The sequence below is a fragment of the Frateuria defendens genome, from assembly GCF_001182895.1.
Taxonomy (GTDB): domain Bacteria; phylum Pseudomonadota; class Gammaproteobacteria; order Xanthomonadales; family Rhodanobacteraceae; genus Frateuria_B; species Frateuria_B defendens.
This window is the reverse complement of the sequence record NZ_LFQR01000033.1, coordinates 24,139-45,755: the sequence shown is the minus strand read 5'-3', so window position 1 is coordinate 45,755 and position 21,617 is coordinate 24,139. Positions and strand designations below refer to the sequence as shown.

At 69.9% G+C, this 21,617-nt stretch carries 14 protein-coding genes and 1 pseudogene; 12 read left to right on the top strand and 3 right to left on the bottom strand.

Features of this window, described 5'->3' with window-relative positions; translation table 11 throughout:
- Nucleotides 1-416: 416 nt before the first annotated feature.
- From ACH65_RS05535 to ACH65_RS05510, 7 genes and pseudogenes are all read left to right on the top strand, one after another.
- Nucleotides 417-3,233 (top strand): TonB-dependent receptor, encoded by a 2,817-nt coding sequence (locus ACH65_RS05535; RefSeq protein ID WP_202594151.1) that lies wholly within the window; start codon nt 417-419, stop codon nt 3,231-3,233.
- A gap of 240 nt (nt 3,234-3,473) precedes the next feature.
- Nucleotides 3,474-7,934, top strand: coding sequence for a glutamate synthase large subunit (gltB, locus tag ACH65_RS05530; RefSeq protein ID WP_049621579.1), 4,461 nt, complete (start codon nt 3,474-3,476; stop codon nt 7,932-7,934).
- Nucleotides 7,931-9,364: an FAD-dependent oxidoreductase gene (locus ACH65_RS05525; protein ID WP_049621578.1), complete on the top strand. Its 1,434-nt coding sequence runs from the start codon at nt 7,931-7,933 to the stop codon at nt 9,362-9,364. The genes gltB and ACH65_RS05525 overlap by 4 nt, the downstream gene beginning before the upstream one ends.
- Nucleotides 9,365-9,487: 123 nt before the next feature.
- Nucleotides 9,488-9,868, top strand: a pseudogene (locus tag ACH65_RS05520) (hypothetical protein); the annotation flags it as partial.
- 105 nt (nt 9,869-9,973) lie between these two features.
- A complete protein-coding gene (locus tag ACH65_RS18825) occupies nt 9,974-10,600 on the top strand; it encodes a hypothetical protein (protein WP_237561451.1) in 627 nt (208 codons plus the stop codon).
- Between the two features lie 20 nt (nt 10,601-10,620).
- A complete protein-coding gene (locus ACH65_RS20250) occupies nt 10,621-11,658 on the top strand; it encodes a phospholipase effector Tle1 domain-containing protein (protein ID WP_161805591.1) in 1,038 nt (345 codons plus the stop codon).
- 138 nt (nt 11,659-11,796) lie between these two features.
- Entirely contained in the window at nt 11,797-12,564 is a 768-nt protein-coding gene (locus ACH65_RS05510) for an NRDE family protein (RefSeq protein ID WP_049621577.1), read from the top strand.
- Between the two features lie 33 nt (nt 12,565-12,597).
- On the opposite strand, the gene ACH65_RS05505 is transcribed toward ACH65_RS05510, so the two are convergent.
- From ACH65_RS05505 to ACH65_RS05495, 3 genes are read right to left on the bottom strand one after another with little or no spacing between them, the layout of a single operon-like run.
- Nucleotides 12,598-13,707 carry an ABC transporter permease gene (locus ACH65_RS05505; protein WP_049621576.1) on the bottom strand — a complete coding sequence of 370 codons (1,110 nt, stop codon included), beginning with the start codon at nt 13,705-13,707 and terminating at the stop codon, nt 12,598-12,600.
- Nucleotides 13,704-14,624 carry a heme ABC exporter ATP-binding protein CcmA gene (ccmA, locus tag ACH65_RS05500; RefSeq protein ID WP_049621595.1) on the bottom strand — a complete coding sequence of 307 codons (921 nt, stop codon included), beginning with the start codon at nt 14,622-14,624 and terminating at the stop codon, nt 13,704-13,706. Before ccmA ends, ACH65_RS05505 begins: the two co-directional genes overlap by 4 nt.
- A gap of 43 nt (nt 14,625-14,667) precedes the next feature.
- Nucleotides 14,668-15,666: an HlyD family secretion protein gene (locus ACH65_RS05495; RefSeq protein WP_049621575.1), complete on the bottom strand. Its 999-nt coding sequence runs from the start codon at nt 15,664-15,666 to the stop codon at nt 14,668-14,670.
- Nucleotides 15,667-15,960: 294 nt separating this feature from the next.
- On the opposite strand from ACH65_RS05495, the gene ACH65_RS05490 reads away from it, so the two are divergent.
- From ACH65_RS05490 to ACH65_RS05470, 5 genes are all read left to right on the top strand, one after another.
- The gene (locus tag ACH65_RS05490; RefSeq protein ID WP_049621574.1) at nt 15,961-17,196 is read left to right on the top strand and encodes a D-alanyl-D-alanine carboxypeptidase family protein; all 1,236 of its coding nucleotides are present in this window, start codon (nt 15,961-15,963) and stop codon (nt 17,194-17,196) included.
- Entirely contained in the window at nt 17,196-17,486 is a 291-nt protein-coding gene (locus ACH65_RS05485) for a YbeD family protein (RefSeq protein ID WP_049621573.1), read from the top strand. The genes ACH65_RS05490 and ACH65_RS05485 overlap by 1 nt, the downstream gene beginning before the upstream one ends.
- A gap of 114 nt (nt 17,487-17,600) precedes the next feature.
- Nucleotides 17,601-18,269: a lipoyl(octanoyl) transferase LipB gene (gene lipB, locus ACH65_RS05480; RefSeq protein ID WP_049621572.1), complete on the top strand. Its 669-nt coding sequence runs from the start codon at nt 17,601-17,603 to the stop codon at nt 18,267-18,269.
- An 8-nt stretch (nt 18,270-18,277) separates the two neighbouring features.
- On the top strand, nt 18,278-19,282 hold the full coding sequence (lipA, locus tag ACH65_RS05475) for a lipoyl synthase (RefSeq protein ID WP_049621571.1): 1,005 nt from the start codon (nt 18,278-18,280) through the stop codon (nt 19,280-19,282).
- Between the two features lie 14 nt (nt 19,283-19,296).
- Complete coding sequence (locus ACH65_RS05470; protein WP_049621570.1) at nt 19,297-21,549, top strand: carboxy terminal-processing peptidase; 2,253 nt, start codon at nt 19,297-19,299, stop codon at nt 21,547-21,549.
- Nucleotides 21,550-21,617: the final 68 nt, after the last annotated feature.

The following is a 21,617-nucleotide window of genomic DNA, read 5'->3' as shown; positions in this document are numbered from 1 at the left end:
CGGCCGATTATCTCCGATGCTGCGATGCGGAGGGGAAGCCGGCGCGGGCCGGCGGCGCCCCGCAGGTGCAGCATCCGCCGGTGATGCGCGGTGCGAGGCCCGCCTTGGCGTCGCCGGGGGCGCCAAGGCGGGGCCGCATGCGGGCCGGGCGCTCCCCGCCCGCCGGCGCATCGTGGCGTGAAGCCGGCGTGAGCGCCGCCGCCGGTTGCCGCGGCGCAAGAAGCTTCGTGCATGCGATGTGCCAGAGCGACCGAATTTCACAAAAAAATCTCTTAAAAATTAAGTACTTGTAATGAAGTTGCGAACGTGGAAGATGGAGCCGCAACTTCCCCCGTCCGAGCGTCTGGTTTTCCCACGGCCGACGCGCAAGGTTGCCAGGCCCGGACTCGTTGCTACCTACAATGAGGATCGAGCCCATGAAGCCGAACAAGCTCGCTTTGGCACTCGCTGGCTTGCTGTTTAGTACCGGGGGCGCCGCCGCCTCCGCGCAGACCGCACCTTCCTCGGCCCCGGCGCAGCAGAACCCGCCGGCGGAACCCCAGAAAGCCACCCAGCTGCAAACCATCACCGTCACCGGTTCGGCCGTGCCGCGCATCGACGTGGAGACGCCCTCGCCGGTCACCACCATCTCCGCCCAGCAGATCGAGCGCAGCGGCCTGACCACGGTCTCTGACGTGGTGCGCGCGATCTCGGCCGACAACAGTGGCTCGATCCCCAATGCCTTCGCCAACGGCTTCGCCGCCGGCTCCTCCGGCGTGGCCCTGCGCGGCCTCACCGTCAACTCCACCCTGGTGCTGATCGACGGCCACCGCAACGCGACCTACGCCGTGGCCGACGACGGCCAGCGCTCCTTCGTGGACCTGAACACCATCCCGCTGTCGGCGGTGGATCGCATCGAGGTGCTGAAGGACGGCGCCTCCTCGCTGTACGGCGCCGACGCCATCGCCGGCGTGGTCAACATCATCCTCAAGCCCAACTACAAGGGCGTGGAAGGCACGGTGGAATTGGGCACTTCCCAGCACGGCGGCGGCACCCGGCGCCGGGCCACCTTCCTCGCTGGCGGCGGCGACCTGGAGAAGGACGGCCACAACGGCTACCTCGCCGTGCAGTACCAGAAGGACCAGCCGATCTGGCTGCGCCGGCGCGGCTTCCCCTTCAACACCCAGGACCTGCGCCGGATCGGCGGACCGGACCTCAACGTCGGCCAGCCGGCGCAGAATTCGGGCTCGGTCTACGGCTCGGTGACCCCGGGCGGCCTGCGCATGCCTGGCGACATCACCACCGGCGTGGCCGACGACGGCGCGCTGGCCCAGCCGCTGCGGCCCTGCGGCGCGAACTCCACCCCGGTCACCGACGACACCGGCAGCTACTGCGAGCAGAACTTCCAGTCGCTGTACGGGCAGGTGCAGCCGGAGATGGAGCAGGGCGGCATCTACGGGCGCTTCACCATCAAGCTCAACGAGAACACCCGGGCCTACCTGTCGGCCAGCTACTTCCAGGCCAAGACCTGGGCGCCGGGCGCGCCGCGGCCGGTGCAGAACAGCACGCCGCACAACACCAACAACATCGCGCTGCCGCCGACCCTGGCCGACGGCTCGCTCAACCCCAACAACCCGTTCGCCGCGGACGGGCGCTACGCGCTGCTCAACTACGCCTTCGGCGACATCCCCAGCGGCTTCAACTACGACAACCACAACGCGCGGCTGGTGGGCGGCATCTCCGGCTCCTTCCAGGACTGGAACTACGACGTCACCGCGGTCGTCAACCACACCTGGCTGCACACCGTGCAGTACGGCTTCATCGACTACAACGCGCTGCTCAACGCGATCAACACGGGCAGCTACAACTTCGTCAACCCGGCGGCCAACAGCAGCCAGGCGCGCGCGGCGCTGGCGCCGGGCTACGACAAGAACTCCACTTCCGACCTCGACTCGCTGGACCTGGCCGCCAACCGCCCGCTGTGGGACCTGCCGGGCGGCCCGCTGGGCCTGGCGGTGGGCCTGCAGTTCCGCCATGAGGCGCAGAACGACCCCACACTCAACCCGGGCTTCCAGTTCCAGGGCCTGGGCAACGCGCAGACCAAGGGCAGCCGCAACGTGGCGGCGGCCTACTTCGAGTTCAACGCGCCGCTGCTCGAATCGCTGGAGATGGACGTCTCCGGCCGCTTCGACCATTACTCCGACGTGGGCAATACCTTCAACCCGAAGGTGGGCCTGAAGTGGAAGCCGTTCGACTGGATCGCCCTGCGCGGCACCTACTCGCGCGGCTTCCGCGCGCCGAGCTTCGCGGAGAACGGCTCCAGCTCCGCCCAGGGCTTCATCAACCACAACCCGCCCGACGACTTCGTGGCGGCGCACGGCGGCAGCGGCAACGGCTACGTGAACCAGTACGCGCTGTCGATCTTCACCCTCGCCAACAAGAACATCAAACCGGAGAAGGCGAAGAACTACACCCTGGGCGTGCTGGTGCAGCCGGCCGACTGGCTCAACGTCTCGGTGGACTACTTCAACATCAAGAAGACCAACGTGATCGGCCCGGCCGACACCTCCTCGGCGCTGGCCAACTACTACGCCGGGCTGCCGCAGGGGCCGGGCGTGGTGGTGATCCCCGACCGGCCCGACCCGCTCTTCCCCAACGCGCTGCCGCGGCCGGCGGAGGTGGATGGCCTGTACATCAACGCCAGCTCGCTCAAGACCACGGGCGTGGACCTGGACCTGCAGGCGCACTTCGACTTCGGCCACGACATGCAGTACATCACCGAGTTGAGCGGCACCCAGATCTTCACCTGGGAGCTGACCCTGCCGGACGGCACCAAGCAGCAGTTCGTGGGCACCCACGGCCCGTACATCCTGTCCTCGGGCGCGGGCACGCCGCGGCGGCGCGCCTCGTGGGCCAATACCCTGGTCTGGGGGCCGGCGCGGGTCACCGGCACCTTCTACTACGTGAGCGGCATGAAGAACTACGCCGCGGACGTGGGCACCGGCCCGGGCAACTGCCTCACCGCGATCCCGGAGAGCTGCGAGATCAGCTCGTTCACCTATTTCGACCTGACCGGCAGCTACGAGATCAACGACCACGTGTCGATCACCGCCTCGGTGCTCAACGCCTTCGACCGCAAGCCGCCGTTCGACCCGGCCAACTACGCCGGTGGCGGCGCCAACTACAGTCCCACCTGGGCGCAATCGGGCCTGGTCGGGCGCTTCTACAACCTCGGCGTCAAGCTCAAGCTCTGACGTACCGCCCGGCGGGCTGCGGCCGCGTGCCGCACCCCGCCGGGGCGTTTCGCCGCGGCGGCGCGGCCGTCCGTACCGGGCCGGATGCTTGGAAGTCTAGCCGTCCAAACGTGCCGCTTTGACGCGACACGGCATTTGTGCTTTATTCCGAAATCCGGAATTGCCCCTGCGCATCAGGTAGCCCTGGACGTCCCCGCGACGTCCGGGGCGTGCGCATCGGAGGGCCGAACAGGTGGAACGATGGCAGTGAGCAGCAACACGACGACGCTTTATGACGCGGCATTCGAGCACGACAGCTGTGGCTTCGGTCTGGTCGCGCAGATCGACGGCCGCGCCTCGGCCTGGGTGGTGGATACGGCGTTCGACGCGCTGGCCAAGCTCTCCCACCGCGGCGCGGTGAATGCCGACGGCATCACCGGCGACGGCTGCGGCGTCTTGATCCACCGCCCGTACGGCTGGCTGCGCGCGCTGGCCACCGAGGCCGGCATCGCGCTGGGCGAGCGCTTCGCCGCCGGCGTGGTGTTCCTCGACCCGGCCAGCGACGGCTCGGAAGCCTCCGCCGTGCTCGAACGCCACCTGCGCGAGCAGGGCGTGCGGCCGGTCGGCTGGCGCGAGGTGGCGGTGGACCAGGGCGCCATCGGCCCGCTGGCGATCGCCGCGCAACCGCGCGTGCGCCAGGTGTTCGCGGAGCCGGGCGCGGGCATGGACGAGGCGGCGTTCGAGCGCGCGCTGTTCCGCGCCCGCCGCCGCGCCGAGACCGAGCTGGCGTCCGATCCGCATTTCTACGTGGTGAGCCTCTCCGCCGACACCATCGGCTACAAGGCGATGGCCGCGCTGGGCGGCCTGCGCGACGTGTTCCCCGACCTGCACCACCCGGCGCTGGAGGCGGACGCGGTGGTGTTCCACCAGCGCTTCTCCACCAACACGCTGCCGCAGTGGCGCCTGGCGCAGCCGTTCCGCCTGCTCGCGCACAACGGCGAGATCAACACCATCCGCGCCAACCGGCGCTGGATGCAGGCGCGCGGCTCGGTGTGGCGCTCGCCGCTGGTGGACCTGTCCGACATCGGCCCGTTCGTGCGCCAGAAGGGCTCGGACTCGGAGAGCCTGGACAACGCGGTGGAGCTGCTGCTCGCCGGCGGCTTCGACCTGGTCACCGCCATGCGCATCCTGGTGCCGCCGGCCTACACCGCCCGCGAGGACCTGGACGAGGACCTGCTCGCCTTCTACGAGTACTACGCCCTGCACACCGAGCCGTGGGACGGCCCGGCGGGCCTGGTGATGTGCGACGGCCGCTACGCCGCCTGCACGCTGGACCGCAACGGCCTGCGGCCCGCGCGCTGGGCGCTGTCGGACGACAACCACCTGATCGTCGCCTCCGAGGCGGGCCTGTGGGACGTGCCGGCCGCGCGTGTGGTGGGCAAAGGCCGGCTCGGCCCGGGCGAGATGATCGCGGTGGACTTCGCCGAGCACCGCCTGCTCGGCACCGCCGAGGTGGACGAGTTGAACCGCCGCCGCGCGCCGTTCCGCGACTGGCTGCGCGAGGGCGTGACCTACCTCGAATCCGACCTGATCGACCCCAGTCTCGCCGCCGAGCCGCTACCGGCGCCGGAGCTGCACCGCTACCAGAAGCTCTACGGCCTCACCCGCGAGGAGCGCGACACCGTGCTCAAGGCGCTGGCCGAGATCGAGGCCGAGGCCACCGGCTCGATGGGCGACGACACGCCGATGGCGGCGCTGTCGCACCAGTCGCGCGCGCTGTTCGACCGCTTCCGCCAGAGCTTCGCCCAGGTCACCAACCCGCCGATCGACCCGCTGCGCGAGCAGCTGGTGATGTCGCTGGCCACGCAGATCGGCGCCGAGGGCAACGTGTTCGACCTGGGGCCGGAGAACGCGCGCCAGATCCTGCTCAACTCGCCGGTGCTCTCCCAGCGCAAGCTGCGCCAGATCCTGGCGCTGCCGCAGTACGTGGGCGCCACCGCGCGCATCGACCTGTGCTACACGCCCGACGAGGGCCTGGAGAAGGCGCTGCGCCGCTTCTGCCGCGAGGCGGAGCAGGCGGTGCGCGATGGCGCCAGCATCGTCTTCATCACCGACCGCTACCCGCGCCGCGACACGCTCTCCGCGCACGCGCTGCTGGCGGTGGGCGCGATCCACGCGCACCTGATCGACACCGGCCTGCGCTGTCGCTGCAACCTGCTGGTGGAGACCGCCACCGCGCGCGATCCGCACCAGTTCGCCTGCCTGCTCGGCTTCGGCGCCACCGCCATCTACCCGTGGCTGGCCTACCAGAGCCTGTTCGAGCTAGGCCGCGACGGCCACCTGAAGGGCGGCGAGGCCGGCCAGATGGAGATCGGCCGCAGCTACCGCCGCGGCATCCGCAAGGGCCTCTTGAAGATCCTCTCCAAGATGGGCATCGCCAGCGTGGCCGGCTACCGCGGCGCGCAGCTGTTCGAGATCGTGGGCCTCGCGCCCGAGGTGGTGGCGCTGTGCTTCCCCGGCACGCCCTCGCGCATCGGCGGCGCCGGCTTCGCGGAGCTGGAGCAGGAGGACCGCCTGCTCGCCGCCGAGGCGTGGAACGAGGCGCAGTCCCTGCATGCCGGCGGCCTGTACAAGTACGTGCACGGCGGCGAGTACCACATGTACAACCCCGACGTGATCGCCACCCTGCAGAAGGCGGTGCGCACCGGCGAGGCGGCCGACTACCGCGCCTACGCCGACCACGTCGACCGCCGCCCGCCCTCGGCGCTGCGCGACCTGCTGGAGATCCAGCCGCTGGGCGAGCCGGTGCCGCTGGAGGAGGTCGAATCCGCCGAGGCGATCTTGAAGCGCTTCGACTCCGCCGGCATGTCGCTCGGCGCGCTCTCGCCCGAGGCGCACGAGGCGCTGGCCATCGCCATGAACCGCCTCGGCGCGCGCTCCAACTCCGGCGAGGGCGGCGAGGACCCGGTGCGCTACGGCACCGAGAAGATGTCCAAGATCAAGCAGGTGGCGTCGGGCCGCTTCGGCGTCACGCCGGGCTACCTGGTCAACGCCGAGGTGCTGCAGATCAAGGTGGCCCAGGGCGCCAAGCCCGGCGAGGGCGGCCAGCTGCCCGGCCACAAGGTCAACGGCCTGATCGCGCGGCTGCGCTACGCCAAGCCCGGCATCGGCCTGATCTCGCCCCCGCCGCACCACGACATCTACTCCATCGAGGACCTGGCGCAGCTGATCCATGACCTCAAGGAGGTCAACCCGGCGGCCCTGGTGTCGGTGAAGCTGGTGTCCAACGCCGGCGTGGGCACCGTGGCCGCGGGCGTGGTCAAGGCGGGCGCGGACCTCATCACCGTGTCCGGCCACGACGGCGGCACCGGCGCGAGCCCGCTCAGCTCCATCAAGTACGCCGGCACGCCGTGGGAGCTGGGGCTGGCCGAGACGCAGCAGACCCTGCGCCGCAACGGCCTGCGCGGCAGCGTGCGCCTGCAGACCGACGGCGGCCTCAAGACCGGCCTGGATGTGGTCAAGGCGGCCCTGCTCGGCGCCGAGAGCTTCGGCTTCGGCACCGGCCCGATGGTGGCGCTGGGCTGCAAGTACCTGCGCATTTGCCACCTCAATAATTGTGCGACGGGTGTGGCCACCCAGCACGAGTTGCTGAGGCAAAAGCACTTCGTGGGCCTGCCGGAAATGGTGATGAACTATTTCCGCTTCATCGCCGAGGACGTGCGCGCGCACCTGGCGCGCCTGGGCGCGCGCAGCCTGGCCGAGCTGATCGGCCGCGCCGACCTGCTGCGCCAGGGCGAGGGCAATACGCCGGTGCAGCGCAAGCTCGACCTCTCGCCGCTGATCACCGCCGACGGCCTTGGCCGCGAGGTGGAGTTCGCCTGCGTGAGCGCGCGCAACCCCATACGCGACCCGGCCGCGCTGGCCCACCGCATCGAGGCGGACACCGCCGCGGCGGTGGAGGCGGGCGGCGGCGGACGCTTCGCCTACGCCACCGTCAACACCGACCGTGCCATCGGCGCGCGCCTGTCCGGCGCCGTGGCGCGCTGCTGGGGCGACGCGGGCCTCGCCACGCCGATCGCGCTGGCGCTGGAAGGCAGCGCCGGCCAAAGCCTGGGCGCGTGGAACGCGACCGGGGTCCAGATCGACCTTATCGGCGAGGCCAACGACGGCGTCGGCAAGGGCATGGCCGGCGGGCGCATCGTGGTGCGTCCGGCGCCGGATGCAGCCTTCGAGAGCCAGGACGCCTCCATCATCGGCAACACCTGCCTGTACGGCGCCACCGGCGGCGAGCTGTTCGCCGCGGGCCGCGCCGGCGAGCGCTTCGCCGTGCGCAACTCCGGCGCGCTGGCGGTGGTGGAGGGCGCCGGCGACCACTGCTGCGAGTACATGACCGGCGGCGTGGTGGCGGTGCTGGGTGCCTGCGGCCTCAATTTCGGCGCCGGCATGACCGGCGGCTTCGCTTACGTGCTGGACACCGAGCGTGTCTTCGTGGACCGCTACAACCACGAACTGGTAGATATCGTGCGTATTTCCCCCGAAGGCATGGAACATCACATGCAACACCTGCGCGGCCTGATCGCGCGCCATGCCGAACTCACCGGCAGCCGTTGGGCGCAACACCTGCTCACCGATTTCCGCGGTCTGCTGTCGCGTTTCTGGCTGGTCAAGCCCAAGGCGGCGAGCCTCGCCACCCTGGCCGACGAACTGCGGAGGGCCGCATGAGCGCGAAGGACTTCCGCTTCCTCGACCTGCCGCGCCAGCCCCCGCGCACGGTGCCGGTGGCGATCCGCGTGCTGGGCTACGGCGAGATCGCCGGCGACTTCATGCCGCCGGAGGCTTCGGGCCAGGCCGAGCGCTGCCTGGACTGCGGCAACCCCTACTGCGAGTGGGAGTGCCCGGTCCACAACTACATCCCCAACTGGCTCCAGTTGGTGCAGGAGAACCGCCTGTTCGAGGCGGCCACGCTGATGCACGCCACCAACCCGCTGCCGGAGATCTGCGGCCGCGTGTGCCCGCAGGACCGCCTGTGCGAGGGCGCCTGCACGCTGGAGCAGGGCGACTTCGGCGCCGTCACCATCGGCAGCATCGAGCGCTGGGTGGTGGACGAGGCGTTCCGCCAGGGTTGGCGTCCGGACCTCTCCGGCGTGCGCGAGACCGGCCGCCGCGTGGCGGTGGTGGGCGCGGGCCCGGCCGGCCTGGCCTGCGCCGACCGCCTGCGCCGCGCCGGCATCGCGGTGGACGTGTTCGACAGCCAGCGCGAGATCGGCGGCCTGCTCACCTTCGGCATCCCGCCGTTCAAGCTCGACAAGCAGGTGGTGCGCACGCGCCGCGCGGTGCTGGAAGGCATGGGCGTCAACTTCCGCCTCGGCGTGGAGATCGGCCGCGATCTCGCCTTCGAGCAGCTGCTGGAAGACTACGACGCCGTGTTCCTCGGCACCGGCGCCTACCGCTTCGTGGACGGCGGCCTGCCGGGCCGCCAGCTGGACGGCGTGTACGACGCGCTGCCGTTCCTGATCGCCAACGTGGACCGCCTGCTCGACGACGCCCCGGTGCCGCCGATGCTCGACCTGCGCGGCAAGCACGTGGTGGTGCTGGGCGGCGGCGACACTGGCATGGACTGCAACCGCACCTCGATCCGCCTGGGCGCCGCCTCCGTCACCTGCGTGTACCGCCGCGACGAGGCCTCCATGCCCGGCTCGGCGCGCGAGGTGAACTACAGCAAGGAGGAAGGCGTGAACTTCCTCTTCAACCGCCAGCCGCTGGAGCTGCTGGCGGGCGAGGATGGCCGCGTGCGCGCCGTGCGCGTGGTGCGCACCGAGCAGGCCGACGGCGGCCGCGGCGCGCTCAGCCACGTCGAGGGCAGCGAGACCGAGCTGCGCGCCGACGTGGTGATCCAGGCCTTCGGCTTCCGCCCCAGCCCGCCGAGCTGGTCGACCACCCACGGCGTCGAGCTGGACCAGGGCGGCCGCATGCGGGTCGGCCAGGGCGGCGCGCTGCCGTTCCAGACTGCCCACCCCAAGGTGTTCGCCGGTGGCGACAACGTGCGCGGCGCCGACCTGGTGGTGCGCGCGGTGCACGACGGCCGCGAGGCCGCCGCCTCCATCGCCCGCCTGCTGGCGGGCGCCGAGGCGCCGGTGGGCTGCGCCGCCTGAGGCGCAAGGGCGTGTGGACGTTTGGACGTCCATACGCCTAGATGCCTCCAGGCTACCCCGGTCCAGCTCCCTCTCCCCGTCGGGGAGAGGGTTGGGGTGAGGGGCGGGTGCTCGCGAGAGCGCCGCGTCGCCACCGGCACCACCGGCCAGCGCCTCAACGAGCTGGCCTGGAGCCGCGGCTGGCCGCAGGGCCAGGCATGGGCGGAGCGCTACGAGGGCGGCCCGATGGGCGGCGACGCGCAGATCGCCGACCTGGTGCTCGACCACCGCTGCCACCGCGTGATCTTCTTCGAGGACTCGCACGTGGCGCGCCAGCACGAGGCCGACATCCAGCTGCTCGAGCGCGCCGTCACCACCGTCACCGACGAGGCGGTGTGCATCAGCTCGCCCATGGTGGCGCGGCGCTGGTTCGAGGCGGAGCGCCGCCGCGCCGCGGCCGTGCTGAGTGGCGTTCGGCAGGAGGCAAGACAGACTCAATCCATGGGCCGCACGGAATCGTTGTAGGTCGCAGCCCGATAATGCAGCCAACGATATTGGCGTCACACTGTCGATGCGTTGATGCCTGGTATGGTCCAGAGGCCGCGGAACCAGCGAGGTTGACGACCCACCATGGCCAAGTTGTTCCACTTGTCGCGAGTTGCTTCTCCGATCGCTCTTTCCCTGTTCTTTATGATGGGTTCCAATTTTCTTGCGAATGGGTGCCGTGCCGACATGTCCAGCCAGTCCAACAATCATTCGGCTTCTCGGATTGTTCCGAACGAGTGGCCATTGCGTTTCAAGGAGCATAACTTCGAGGCGCTTTGCTACAACGCAATTGGTTGCAATGTTGCTTATAACGGGCATTATCAAAAAAAAAGTGAGCCAGACGAAGTCTCTCCGCCGCCTCCGTCGCCGGACTATTTGAACAAGGTATGGGGTTCGGTCGAGGTCGGGATCCGCAATTTCCCTCCGCCGGCCAATGTGCGATGGAAGTCGATGGACGGCATTCCGCATGAGGCCAAGGTGGATATTGCCGGCATATTTGAGAACGAATTGATCTTGCACAAGGTATCGAGAGACGAAGTGCCCGATGGCTGGGCGCACAATGTCGTTCCGAATGTTTTTCTTGAGGTCAATGATCGCACTATCAATGTCTATATGCGAGCTCATATCGCCACCAAGCAATTGCAGGATCCGGGGAACTCGCACAGCAACTTCCGGAACGATCTGATGCTTGCTTGGACTCACACCTATTGATGGATCGCGGAGCCAGGGACATGAGCGACGAGAAGCATAAGCTCGGCAAGGATGGCGTGTTGGAGGATGGCGTTTCGTACTATTCCGCCGATGCACGCAGGCTGCAGACTTATCAGGAGGCAGGCTGCGATCTGGCGCAATTCCAGGCGCCCGTGCTCATTCATGCGGACAATCCCCATGAGAGGCTGTATGTCGCTGCCTTCGATGGCACCGGTAATGATGTCCATAAGGATCCGGAGCATGCCACCAACGTTGCCAGGATTGATGCGCAGATCCAGTCGCTGAATGCCACCGGTCATACGCAAGTCAAGGCTGGCTACGTGCCAGGTCCCGGCACCCAGGATAATTTTCTCGAACGTGTTTGGGACGGCGTACGCGGAAGCACCTACGATGCAAGGCTCGAGCAAATGTATGGGTATTTCGTCGAGCAGGTCAAAGAATGGAAAGCCGAAGATCCCAGCGCCGAAATCAGGGTGGCCAGCATTGGCTTCAGTCGCGGTGCGGATCAGGTTGCAGGATTCGCACGCCGGCTGCATGAGCGCGGCATCGTGGATCCGGACAGCAGGGTTACCCGCGTAGACGAACATGGCCACCAGGTCACCGAATACACCCGGTACATCGTTCCCCCCGGCCAAGTCCCCCAGGTCGAAGGTCTCTTCGACCCCGTAGGCACCGGTGTGCCGCTGAAGCATGACCGGCGGCCGCCGCCGTCGGTGATCTCCGGATTCCAGATCATTGCCGAGGACGAGCGGCGGGCCAAGTTCAAGTCCGACCACATCATCGACCCGGGCCTGTCGCCCGGCGGGCGCTTCCTGGGCGTAACGGTGGCCGGGGCGCACTCGGATATCGGCGGCAGCTATCACCGTGACGGCTTGGCCCTTCGTAGCGAGAACCTGATGGTCGACTACCTCAACGCCCTGAGTGACAGGCCATTCTTGCAGCGGAGTGTCCATGCAGACGTGACCTTGTGCGAAGGCGGCCGGCTGTGCGCCAACGTGGATGCCAAGGGCCGCCGCTTCGGCGAACGCAGGCAATACCTGCCGGTGGTGCCACGCTGAGAGTGTGCGGGCCTTCGGGCTCGGTGATGGAGTAACCGGGCCAGGCATCGGCATGGCGTGCCCTTGCGGCGTGCATCGGCCGAATGCTTGCCGCGGTCGGGTTCGCAGGTGCGGTGCCCAGGCCGCTAGACTCCGCCCATGTGCCTGATCGCCTTCGCCTGGAACGCCCACCCGCGCTGGCGCCTGCTGCTGGCCGGCAACCGCGACGAGTTCCATGCGCGCCCGAGCGCGCCGCTTGCGCGCTGGCGGGACCTGCCGGTCGCGGGCGGTCGCGACCTCGAGGCGGGCGGTACCTGGCTCGGCGTCACCGACGGTGGCCGCTGCGCCGTGGTCACCAACGTGCGCGACCCGCGCGACCCGCAGCACGGCGTCTCGCGCGGCCTGCTCGCCACCGACTATCTCGCCGGTCCCGCGAACGCGGTCGATCACGCGCAGGCGCTGCTGGCCCGCGCGGCGGACTACCGCCCGTTCAACCTGCTCACCTTCGACGCGCACGACGCCTTCTACCTCGGCAACCGTCCCGCGCCGCGCGCGCAGGCGGTGACGCCGGGCGTGCACGGGCTCTCCAACGCCGATTTCAACACGCCGTGGCCGAAGACGCGCGCGCTGATGCAACGCCTGCGGGCGTGGATGGACGCCGGCGGCGAGGACGACTTCGCGCCGCTGTTCGCCGCCCTCGCCGACGAATCCCACCCGCCCGACGCCGCGCTGCCCGACACCGGCGTGGGCCTGGACCGCGAGCGCCTGCTGTCGGCCGCCTTCATCCGCGGCGAGCACTACGGCACCCGCGCCAGCACGGTGGTGGCGCTCGGCCGCGACGGCCGCCATCGCATCGTCGAGCGCCGCTTCGGGCCGCTGGGGCGCTTCGAGGGCGAGACGGGGCTCGCCTTCGGCAAGCCGGCGTAGCGTCGGCCGGCGGCCGGTGGAATCGGCCCGCTCCTAATCCAGCCGCTTGCGAAACCGCAATGCCGCCAAGGCCAGCAGCAGCACCGCGAACACGCCGAGCGCCGCCAACTCCGGCCACAGGTCCGCCAGCCCCGCCGCCCGCAGCATGATGCCGCGCACCAGGCGCACGAAATGCGTGAGCGGCAGCGCCTCGGCCAGCCACTGCGCAGGGCGCGGCATGCCGGCGAAGGGGAACATAAAGCCCGACAGCAGGATCTGCGGCAGGAAGATGAAGAACGCCAGCTGCATCGCCTGGAACTGGCTGCGCGCCAGCGTGGAGATGAAGATGCCGAGCGCGAGGCAGGCCACGATGAACACCAGCGCGGCGAGGTAGAGATCCCACAGCGCGCCGCGCACCGGCACGCCGAAGATCAGCCGCCCGAGCAGCAACACCAGGGTGGTCTGCACCAGGCCGATGGCGACGAAGGGCAGCACCTTGCCCAGCGTCAGCTCCAGCGGCGACAGCGGCGTGGCGATCAGGAATTCGAGGTTGCCGCGCTCGCGCTCGCGCACCAGCGCGATGGCGGTGAACAGCACCATGGTCATGGTGAGGATCACGCCGATCAGCCCCGGCACCGAGTTGAGCGGCGCGAGCCGCCCGGGGTTGTAGTAGTTCACCACTTCGACCTGGCCCGGCGTCGTGGCCGCGTGCAGCGGCGCCACCAGCGCGCCCACCGGCGCGGCGGCGAGCTGGCGCGCGGCCTGCTGCACTACCTGGTCGGAGCCGTCCACCACCAGCTGCACCGCCGGGCGGTCGCGCTCGATCAGGCGCCGCTCGTAGTCGGGCGGGATCACCAGCGCGGCGCTGATGCGGCCCTCGCGCAACAGTGCGTCCAGTTCGGCCGGCGAGGCGAGCCGGTAGCGGAAATCGAACACCTGCGATTGCGCAAGCTCCGCCACCAGCTCGCGCGCGTTGTAGCTGCGCGCCTGGTCGAGCACGGCGGCGTCCAGGTGGCGCAGGTCCAGGTTGATCGCGTAGCCGAACAGCAGGAGCTGCATGCTCGGGATGCCCACGATCATGGCGAAGGTGAGGCGGTCGCGGCGCAGCTGGCGCAGCTCCTTGCGCACCACCGCGAGCAGCCGGCGCAGGCTGAAGGCGCTCATGCGGCCGCCTCGCGGCCGGGCCGGGTGGCGTGGACGAACACGTCCTCCAGGTTGGACGTGGTGGCGCGCACGGCGGCATCGAGGCCGGCTTCGGCGAGTTGCCGTTGCAGCGCTTCTGCGGTTGCGTCGCGGCGGTCGGTGAGCACGCGCAGGCTGGCGCCGATCTGCGCGGTGGAGAGCACGCCGGGCGCCCCGGTCAGCGCATGCTGCGCCGCGCGCGGCGAGGCGCCCTCGACCAGGAAGGTGCACCCCGGCAGCGCATCCAGCAGGTCGCGTGGGCTGCCCTCGGCCACCAGCCGGCCGCGGTCGAGGATGGCGAGGCGATGGCAGCGCTCGGCCTCGTCCATGTAGTGGGTGGAGACGAGCAGGGTGGCGCCGGCGTCGGCCAGCTCGAACAGCGCGTCCCAGAAGTCGCGGCGCGACTGCGGGTCCACCGCGCTGGTGGGCTCGTCCAGCAGCAGCAGCGGCGGGCGGTGCAGCACCGCGGCGGCGAGCGCCAGGCGCTGCTTCTGGCCGCCGCTCAGCGTGCCGGCCAGCTGGTCGCGCTGCTCGGTGAGCTGGTAGCGCGCCAGCAGTTCTTCCACGCGCGAGTGCGCCGCGGCGCGGTCGAGGCCGTGCACGGCGGCGACGAAGCCGAGGTTCTCCGTCACCGCGAGGTCGTCGTACAGCGCGAACTTCTGCGTCATGTAGCCGAGCCGGCGCTTGAGCGCCTCCGCCTCGCGCGGGATACGATGGCCGAGCACCTCGATCTCGCCCGCGCTCGGCCGCAGCAGCCCGCACAGCATGCGCAGCGTGGTGGACTTGCCCGAGCCGTTGGGGCCGAGGAAGCCGTACACCTCGCCGGTGCGCACGTCGAGGTCGAGCCCGTCCACCGCCACCACCGCGCCGAAGCGGCGGGTGAGGCCGCGGGCGCGGATCGCCACCGCGCGCGTGCCGCCGCCGCGTCCGCGGCCCGCCGGCTCAGCGCTCATCGGCCCGGCGCTCGTCCGCCCGGTGTTCATCCGCGAGCGGCTCCGCATGACAGGGCAGGCCGGCCGGCAGGGCGCGCGCGGCGTCGCCTTCCAGCAGCACCTCGGCGCGGTAGGCCAGCCGGCTCGCGTCCTCGCCGGAGAGCGCGTAGTAGGGCGTGAAGGCCGGGTCGCTGCGCACACTGCGCAGGCGCGCGGCGAACGGCTGCGCCACGCCGTCCACCATCACGCGGAAGCGCTGGCCCGGATGCAGGCCGGCGCGCCGCCGCTCGGGCACGTACACCCGCGCGTAGGGCGCGGGGCCGGCGAGCAGGCTCACCAGCGTGGCGCCCGGCGGCGGCTGGTCGCCGAGGCGGAAGGGCAGCGCGTCCACGCGGCCGTCCTGCGGCGCGCGCACATCCAGCCGCGCGCGCTTCACCGTGAGCGTGGCCACCTGCGCCTGCGCGGCGGCGAGGCTGGCCTCGGCCTGGGCCAGCTGCTCCACGCGCGTGCCGTGCAGCAGTTCGTCGAGCTGGGCGCGGCTGGCGCGCGCGTTGGCCTCGGCCATGCGCAGTGCGTTCTGGGCGTTGTCGAAATCGGCCTGGGCGAGCAGGCCGCGCTGGCGCAGTGCGGCGGCGCGGTCGCGCGCCAGGCGGGCGTTCACGGCGTCGCTCTCGGCGCGGGCCCACTGCGCGCGGCTGGCGTCGATGGTCTCCACGCGCGCGCCGTGGCGCAGCTCCGCCAACACCGCGCCGAGCCGCGCGGCTTCGCCCTGCGCGGCGGCGAGGTCGGCGTCGGTGCGGCGCGGGTCCAGGCGCAGCAGCAACTGGCCCTGGCGCACCGCGTCGCCCTCCTTCACCTCCAGCGCGACCAGCGGCTCGGATACCTCGGCCAGCACGCCGATGCGGTCCCACTCCAGCGTGCCGGGGAAGCCGGTTTCCTCGTGGCGCGAGCAGCCGGCGGCCAGGACGGCCAGGGCGAGGGCAAGCAGGCAGACCAGCGGGAGGCGCATGGGGGCTCCGATCCGTGCCGCGGCGCGTCCAGCATAGGCGCATCGCCATGCCGGGTGGAATCGCCGGCGTGAGTGCGCGAAGGCTTTTTCCCTCTCCCCGCCGGGGAGAGGGCAGGGTGAGGGGCGGGTGCTTGCGGTGGCGTTTTTCGAGGCGCGCTTCGATCAAGGCCACGGCGAGCACCCGCCCCTCATCTGCCCCGCCGGGGTACCCCGGATCAAGTCCGGGGCAAGCCCTTCTCCCCGGCGGGGAGAAGGGAAAAACGCAGATTTCAAATTAGGATTCCGAGAGCACCGATGAGCTTCTTCCGCCGTTCCCTGTTCGTATTCGCCGCCGCCTCGCTGCTGGTCGGCGCGGTCGCCGCCCAGCAGACGCCGCCCAAGCCCTCGCCGGTGCCGCGCCCTGCGGTGCCCGAGGCGCCGGTGCCGCCGCCGCCGGACGTGGACGGCAAGAGCTGGGTGCTGATGGACTATGCCACCGGCCAGATCCTCGCCAGCAAGGACCCGGACCTGCGCGTGGAGCCGGCCTCGATCACCAAGGTGATGACCGACTACGTGGTCTCGGCCGAGATCGGCAACGGCAAGATCAAGATGACCGACCCGGTCACCATCAGCGAGAACGCCTGGCGCGGCGGCGGCGCCAGCACCGACGGCTCCACCAGCTTCTTGAAGCTCAATAGCCAGGTGCCGCTGAAGGACCTGCTGTACGGCATGATCATCCAGTCCGGCAACGATGCCGCCATCGCCCTGGCCGAGCACGCCGCCGGCTCGCAGGAGGCCTTCGCCGGGCTGATGAACGCCTACGCCAAGCAGCTGGGCATGGTGAACTCCAACTTCGAGAACGCCTCCGGCTACCCGATCGCCAACCACTACACCACGGCGCACGACATCGCCATCCTCTCCCGCGCGCTGATCCACGACTTCCCCGAGGACTACGCGATCTCGGCGGTGAAGGAGTTCCAGTGGAACGGCATCACCCAGCACAACCGCAACACCCTGCTGTGGCGCGACGGCACCGTGGACGGCATCAAGACCGGCCACACCGCCGCCGCCGGCTACTGCCTGGCGGCCTCGGCCAAGCGCGGCGAGGCGCGCATGATCGCCATCGTGATGGGCTCCAGCAGCGAGAAGAGCCGCGCCGACGCGGCGCTGGCCCTGCTCAACTACGGCTTCCGCTTCTACGAGACGCACAAGCTCTACGACGCCGGCAAGCCGCTGGCCACGCCGCGCCTGTGGAAGGGCGCCGTCAACCAGCTGCCGATCGGCGTGACCGACAACGTGCTGGTCACCGTCAAGCGCGGCGACTACGACAAGCTCAAGGCCGCCATCGACATCCCCGCCACCCTGGTCGCGCCGTTCACCAAGGGCCAGCAGGTCGGCACGCTGCGCGTGACGCTGGACGGCCAGCCGGTGCAGACGGTGCCGCTGGTGACCCTGGCCGAGGCGCCGCAGGGCGGTTTCTTCGGCCGGCTGTGGGACAGCATCCTGTTGTGGTTCCATAGCGACAAGAAGACCGACGCGGACGCCAAGTGATGCAAGAGATCGACTTCAGCAAGGCCAAGGAAGCGGGCAAGGGCTTCAACTTCCCCGGCGAGTTCGAGATCACCGCCATGGGCAACGCCGGTGCGGACCTGCCCAAGCGCGTGCCGCAGATCCTCGAGGGCATCGGCCTGCACGTGCTGCACGAGACGGTGAAGCACCGCCACTCGCGCGAGGGCAACTTCCTCTCGGTGACGGTGAGCTTCCGCTGCGAGAACCGCGAGCAGTACGACCTGGCGCATGCCACGCTGCGGGCGGATCCGGATATTCGCTATACGTTGTGAGAGAGCTGGGAATCGGGAGCCGGGAATAGGGAATGGCAAAAGCTTCCCGATTCCCGCCCTTGAACCCCCAGGGCACGCCCGCAGATCGGCCCTAGTCCCCCGCCAGGCCTCCCCATGTCCCTCCCGCTCAAGATCCGCCGCCTCGGCCGGCAGCCCTACGCGGCGACCTGGCAGGCGATGCGCGCCTTTACCGACGCGCGCGGCCCCGACACCGTGGACGAGCTGTGGCTGCTCGAGCACGACCCGGTGTTCACCCTCGGCCAGGCCGGCAAGATGGAGCACGTGCTGGCGCCGGGCGAGATCCCGGTGATCCCGGTGGATCGCGGCGGCCAGGTGACCTACCACGGCCCCGGGCAGGTCGTGGGCTACCCGCTGATCGACCTGCGCCGCGCCGGCGTGGGCGTGCGCGAGCTGGTGAACAAGATCGAGCAGGCCATCATCGACACGCTCGGACACTGGAACATCGGCGCCGAGCGGGTCGAGGGCGCGCCGGGCGTGTACGTGGGCGGGGCCAAGGTGGCGGCGCTGGGCCTGCGCGTGCGGCGCGGTTGCAGCTTCCACGGGCTGGCCTTCAACGTGGCCATGGACCTCGAACCGTTCCACCGCATCAATCCCTGCGGCTACAAGGGGTTGGCGGTCACGCAGGTGCTAGACTTGGGCGGTCCGTCGCGACTGGCGGACGTCGAGGATGCGCTGGTGGCCGAGTTTTGCCGCCAGTTCGGCTTCGACGCCGAGCCGGCCGCTCCCGTCCTCCCTGAACTCCCCGCGCGCGCGGCGGTCTAGGCCTAAGCATGAGCAATCCCTCCGCCTCCCCCACGAAGGCCATTCCGATCAGCGTCGTCGCCGGCACCCCGGCGGTCGAGAAGCAGCTGGGCAACGACAAGATCGCGCTGAACCGCGCGGGCTTCGACGCCGCCGTGCCGACCCTGCGCAAGCCGAGCTGGATCCGCGTGCGCCTGCCGCAGGGCAACGCCGTGCAGCAGTTGAAGGCCCGCCTGCGCGAGAACGCGCTGGTGACGGTGTGCGAGGAGGCCTCCTGCCCGAACATCCACGAGTGCTTCTCCAAGGGCACCGCCACCTTCATGATCCTCGGCGAGGTGTGCACCCGCCGCTGCTCGTTCTGCGACGTGGCCCACGGCCGCCCGGCGCCGCCCGACCCGCTCGAGCCCGCGCGCCTGGCCGAGACCATCCACGACATGCACCTGAAGTACGTGGTGATCACCTCGGTGGACCGCGACGACCTGCGCGACGGCGGCGCCGAGCATTTCGCCGCCTGCATCCGCGCGGTGCGCCACGCCAGCCCCGACATCCGCATCGAGATCCTCACCCCCGACTTCCGCGGCAAGGGCCGCATGGAGCGGGCGCTGGAGGTGCTGCGCGACTTCCCGCCGGACGTCTTCAACCACAACCTGGAAACCGTGCCGCACCTCTACCGCGAGGTGCGCCCGGGCGCGGACTACCAGTGGTCGCTGGACCTGCTCAAGCGCTTCAAGGCGCAGCACCCGGAGGTGCCGACCAAGTCCGGCATCATGCTGGGCCTGGGCGAGACGATGAGCCAGGTGCTCGAAACCCTGCGCGATCTACGCGCCCATGACGTGGACATGGTCACCATCGGCCAGTACCTGCAGCCCACGCCGCACCACCATCCGGTGGTGCGCTACTGGACGCCGGACGAATTCGACGCCTTGCGCGAAGCCGGCGAAGCGATGGGCTTTTCCCATGTCGCCTCGGGGCCGCTGGTGCGGTCCTCCTACCATGCCGACCTGCAGGCCCATGCAGCCGGCGTCACCGAGTAGCCTTGAGAGATTCCATGACCCTGCGCACCACCTTCGCCCTGCTGCTCGCCCTGTCGCTGACCTCGGCGCACGCGCAGACCGCCGCGCCGGCCGCGCCCGCCGCCGACGGTTCGCCGCGCAAGGCCTCCAGCCTGCCGCTCAAGCCGCAGCCCAACCAGCTGGACGCGGCGCAGCTGTCGGCGCGCTTCCTCACCCGCTTCCACTATGACGCCAAGCCGCTCGACGACGCCATGTCGGCCAGGATCTACAAGGCCTACTTCGATGCGCTCGACGGCGAGAAGGTGTTCTTCACCCAGGCCGACATGGCCAAGTTCGCGCCGCTGAAGACGCAGTTCGACGATGCGATCTGGAACAAGGACCTCTCCGGGCCGTTCTCGGTGTTCAACCTCTACGTGCAGCGCGCGATCGACCGCATGAGCTATGCCCGCGTGCTGCTCAAGCAGGGCTTCGACCTGTCCAAGGAGGAGAGCTACGGCTTCGACCGCAAGCACGCCGACTGGCCGAAGGACCAGGCGGCGCTGGACGACCTGTGGCGCAAGCGCACCAAGAACGACTGGCTGCGCCTGAAGCTCGCCGGCAAGAGCGACGATGAGATCCGCAAGACGCTGGACAAGCGCTATGCCGGCTACATCGAGCGCGTGCGCCAGCTGGACGGCGAGGATGCGTTCCAGTCCTTCATGAACGCCTACGCCGAATCCACCGACCCGCACACCGACTACCTCGGCCCGCGCACGGCGGAGAACTTCGACATCGCCATGAAGCTCTCGCTGGAGGGCATCGGCGCGGTGTTGCAGGCGCGCGAGGAATACACCCAGATCCGCGAGATCGTGCCGGGCGGCCCGGCGGCCAAGTCCGGCAAGGTGCACGTGGGCGACCGCATCGTGGCGATCGGCCAGGGCGCCGACGGCCCGATGGTGGACGTGATCGGCTGGCGCCTGGACGACGTGGTCAGCAAGATCCGCGGCAACAAGGACACCACCGTGCGGCTGGAGATCCTGCCCGCCGAGGCGGGCCTGGACGGCAAGCACGAGCAGGTCTCGCTGGTGCGCAAGAAGGTCAGCGTGGAGGAGCAGGCGGCCAAGAAGAAGGTCATCCAGATCAACGACGCCGGCGTCACCCGCAAGATCGGCGTGATCGAGCTGCCCACCTTCTACTCCGACTTCGGCGCCCGCCGCGAGGGCGACAAGGACTTCAAGAGCGCCACCCGCGACGTCGCCAAGCTGCTCGGCGAGCTCAAGGGCGAGGGCGTGGAAGGCGTGGTGATGGACCTGCGCAACAATGGCGGCGGCTCGCTGGCCGAGGCCAACGAACTCACCGGCCTGTTCATCGACCAGGGCCCGGTGGTGCAGGTGCGCGACTCGCGCGGCCAGGTCGAGGTGCAGGGCGACGACGAGGCCGGCCTGGCCTGGAGCGGCCCGATGGCGGTGCTGGTCAACCGCGGCTCGGCCTCGGCCTCGGAGATCTTTTCCGCCGCGATCCAGGACTACGGCCGTGGCCTGATCGTCGGTACGCCCACCTTCGGCAAGGGCACCGTGCAGAACCTGGTCGACCTCGACCGCTTCGCCCAGGGCGGCGACGGCGAGAAGCCGCAGCTGGGCGAGCTGAAGATGACCATCGCCGAGTTCTTCCGCATCAACGGCGGCTCCACCCAGATGAAGGGCGTGACGCCGGACATCGGCTTCCCCAAGAACGGCGACGAGAAGGACTTCGGCGAATCCAGCTACGACAACGCGCTGCCGTGGACGCAGATCGCGCCGGCGCAGTACCAGCCGGTGGCCAACCTCAAGGCCTACCTGCCGCAGCTGGAGACCCGCCATGAGGCCCGCGTGGCCACCGCGCCGGGCTGGAAGCTGATGCTGGACGAACTGGCCCAGTACCGCACCATGCGCGACAAGACCTCGATCTCGCTCAACCTCGCCCAGCGCCAGGCCGAGCGCAAGCAGCTGGACGCACTGCAGGCCGAGTTCCGCGCCCGCCACAAGGCCATCGACGGCACCAACGGCGACGGCGACGACAACGACGCCCAACTGGACGACGGCCTCAACGCGAACGAGCGCAGCCTCAAGGACGAACTCAAGCAGGAGAAGGACGCCAAGAACGCCCGCGACCCGCAGCTGCAGGAGACCGCGCACATCCTGTTCGACGCCATCGGCCTGATCAAGGCGGACCCCAAGCTCGCCGCCGAGGTGCTGCCCTATGGCGGCAAGTTCTCCGAGACCACCGCGGCGGTGGCGGCGGAGAAGGCCGCGGCGCCGGCGGGGCATTGAAGCGACGCTCTGCGGTTTCCCGAGCGCTTTGCAAGACCTGCGAACGTTCGCAACCGAACGCTTCGCCA

Bases quoted from the DNA above. Each gene is read 5' to 3' on its own strand.
- ACH65_RS05495 (WP_049621575.1), bottom strand. From the start codon at position 15,666: ATGCGCCTCCCGCTGGTCTGCCTGCTTGCCCTCGCCCTGGCCGTCCTG.
- ACH65_RS05510 (WP_049621577.1), top strand. From the start codon at position 11,797: ATGTGCCTGATCGCCTTCGCCTGGAACGCCCACCCGCGCTGGCGCCTG.
- ACH65_RS05485 (WP_049621573.1), top strand. From the start codon at position 17,196: ATGCAAGAGATCGACTTCAGCAAGGCCAAGGAAGCGGGCAAGGGCTTC.
- lipA (WP_049621571.1), top strand. From the start codon at position 18,278: ATGAGCAATCCCTCCGCCTCCCCCACGAAGGCCATTCCGATCAGCGTC.
- ACH65_RS05505 (WP_049621576.1), bottom strand. From the start codon at position 13,707: ATGAGCGCCTTCAGCCTGCGCCGGCTGCTCGCGGTGGTGCGCAAGGAG.
- gltB (WP_049621579.1), top strand. From the start codon at position 3,474: ATGGCAGTGAGCAGCAACACGACGACGCTTTATGACGCGGCATTCGAG.
- ACH65_RS05535 (WP_202594151.1), top strand. From the start codon at position 417: ATGAAGCCGAACAAGCTCGCTTTGGCACTCGCTGGCTTGCTGTTTAGT.
- lipB (WP_049621572.1), top strand. From the start codon at position 17,601: ATGTCCCTCCCGCTCAAGATCCGCCGCCTCGGCCGGCAGCCCTACGCG.
- ACH65_RS18825 (WP_237561451.1), top strand. From the start codon at position 9,974: ATGGCCAAGTTGTTCCACTTGTCGCGAGTTGCTTCTCCGATCGCTCTT.
- ACH65_RS05490 (WP_049621574.1), top strand. From the start codon at position 15,961: ATGAGCTTCTTCCGCCGTTCCCTGTTCGTATTCGCCGCCGCCTCGCTG.
- ACH65_RS05525 (WP_049621578.1), top strand. From the start codon at position 7,931: ATGAGCGCGAAGGACTTCCGCTTCCTCGACCTGCCGCGCCAGCCCCCG.
- ACH65_RS20250 (WP_161805591.1), top strand. From the start codon at position 10,621: ATGAGCGACGAGAAGCATAAGCTCGGCAAGGATGGCGTGTTGGAGGAT.
- ACH65_RS05470 (WP_049621570.1), top strand. From the start codon at position 19,297: ATGACCCTGCGCACCACCTTCGCCCTGCTGCTCGCCCTGTCGCTGACC.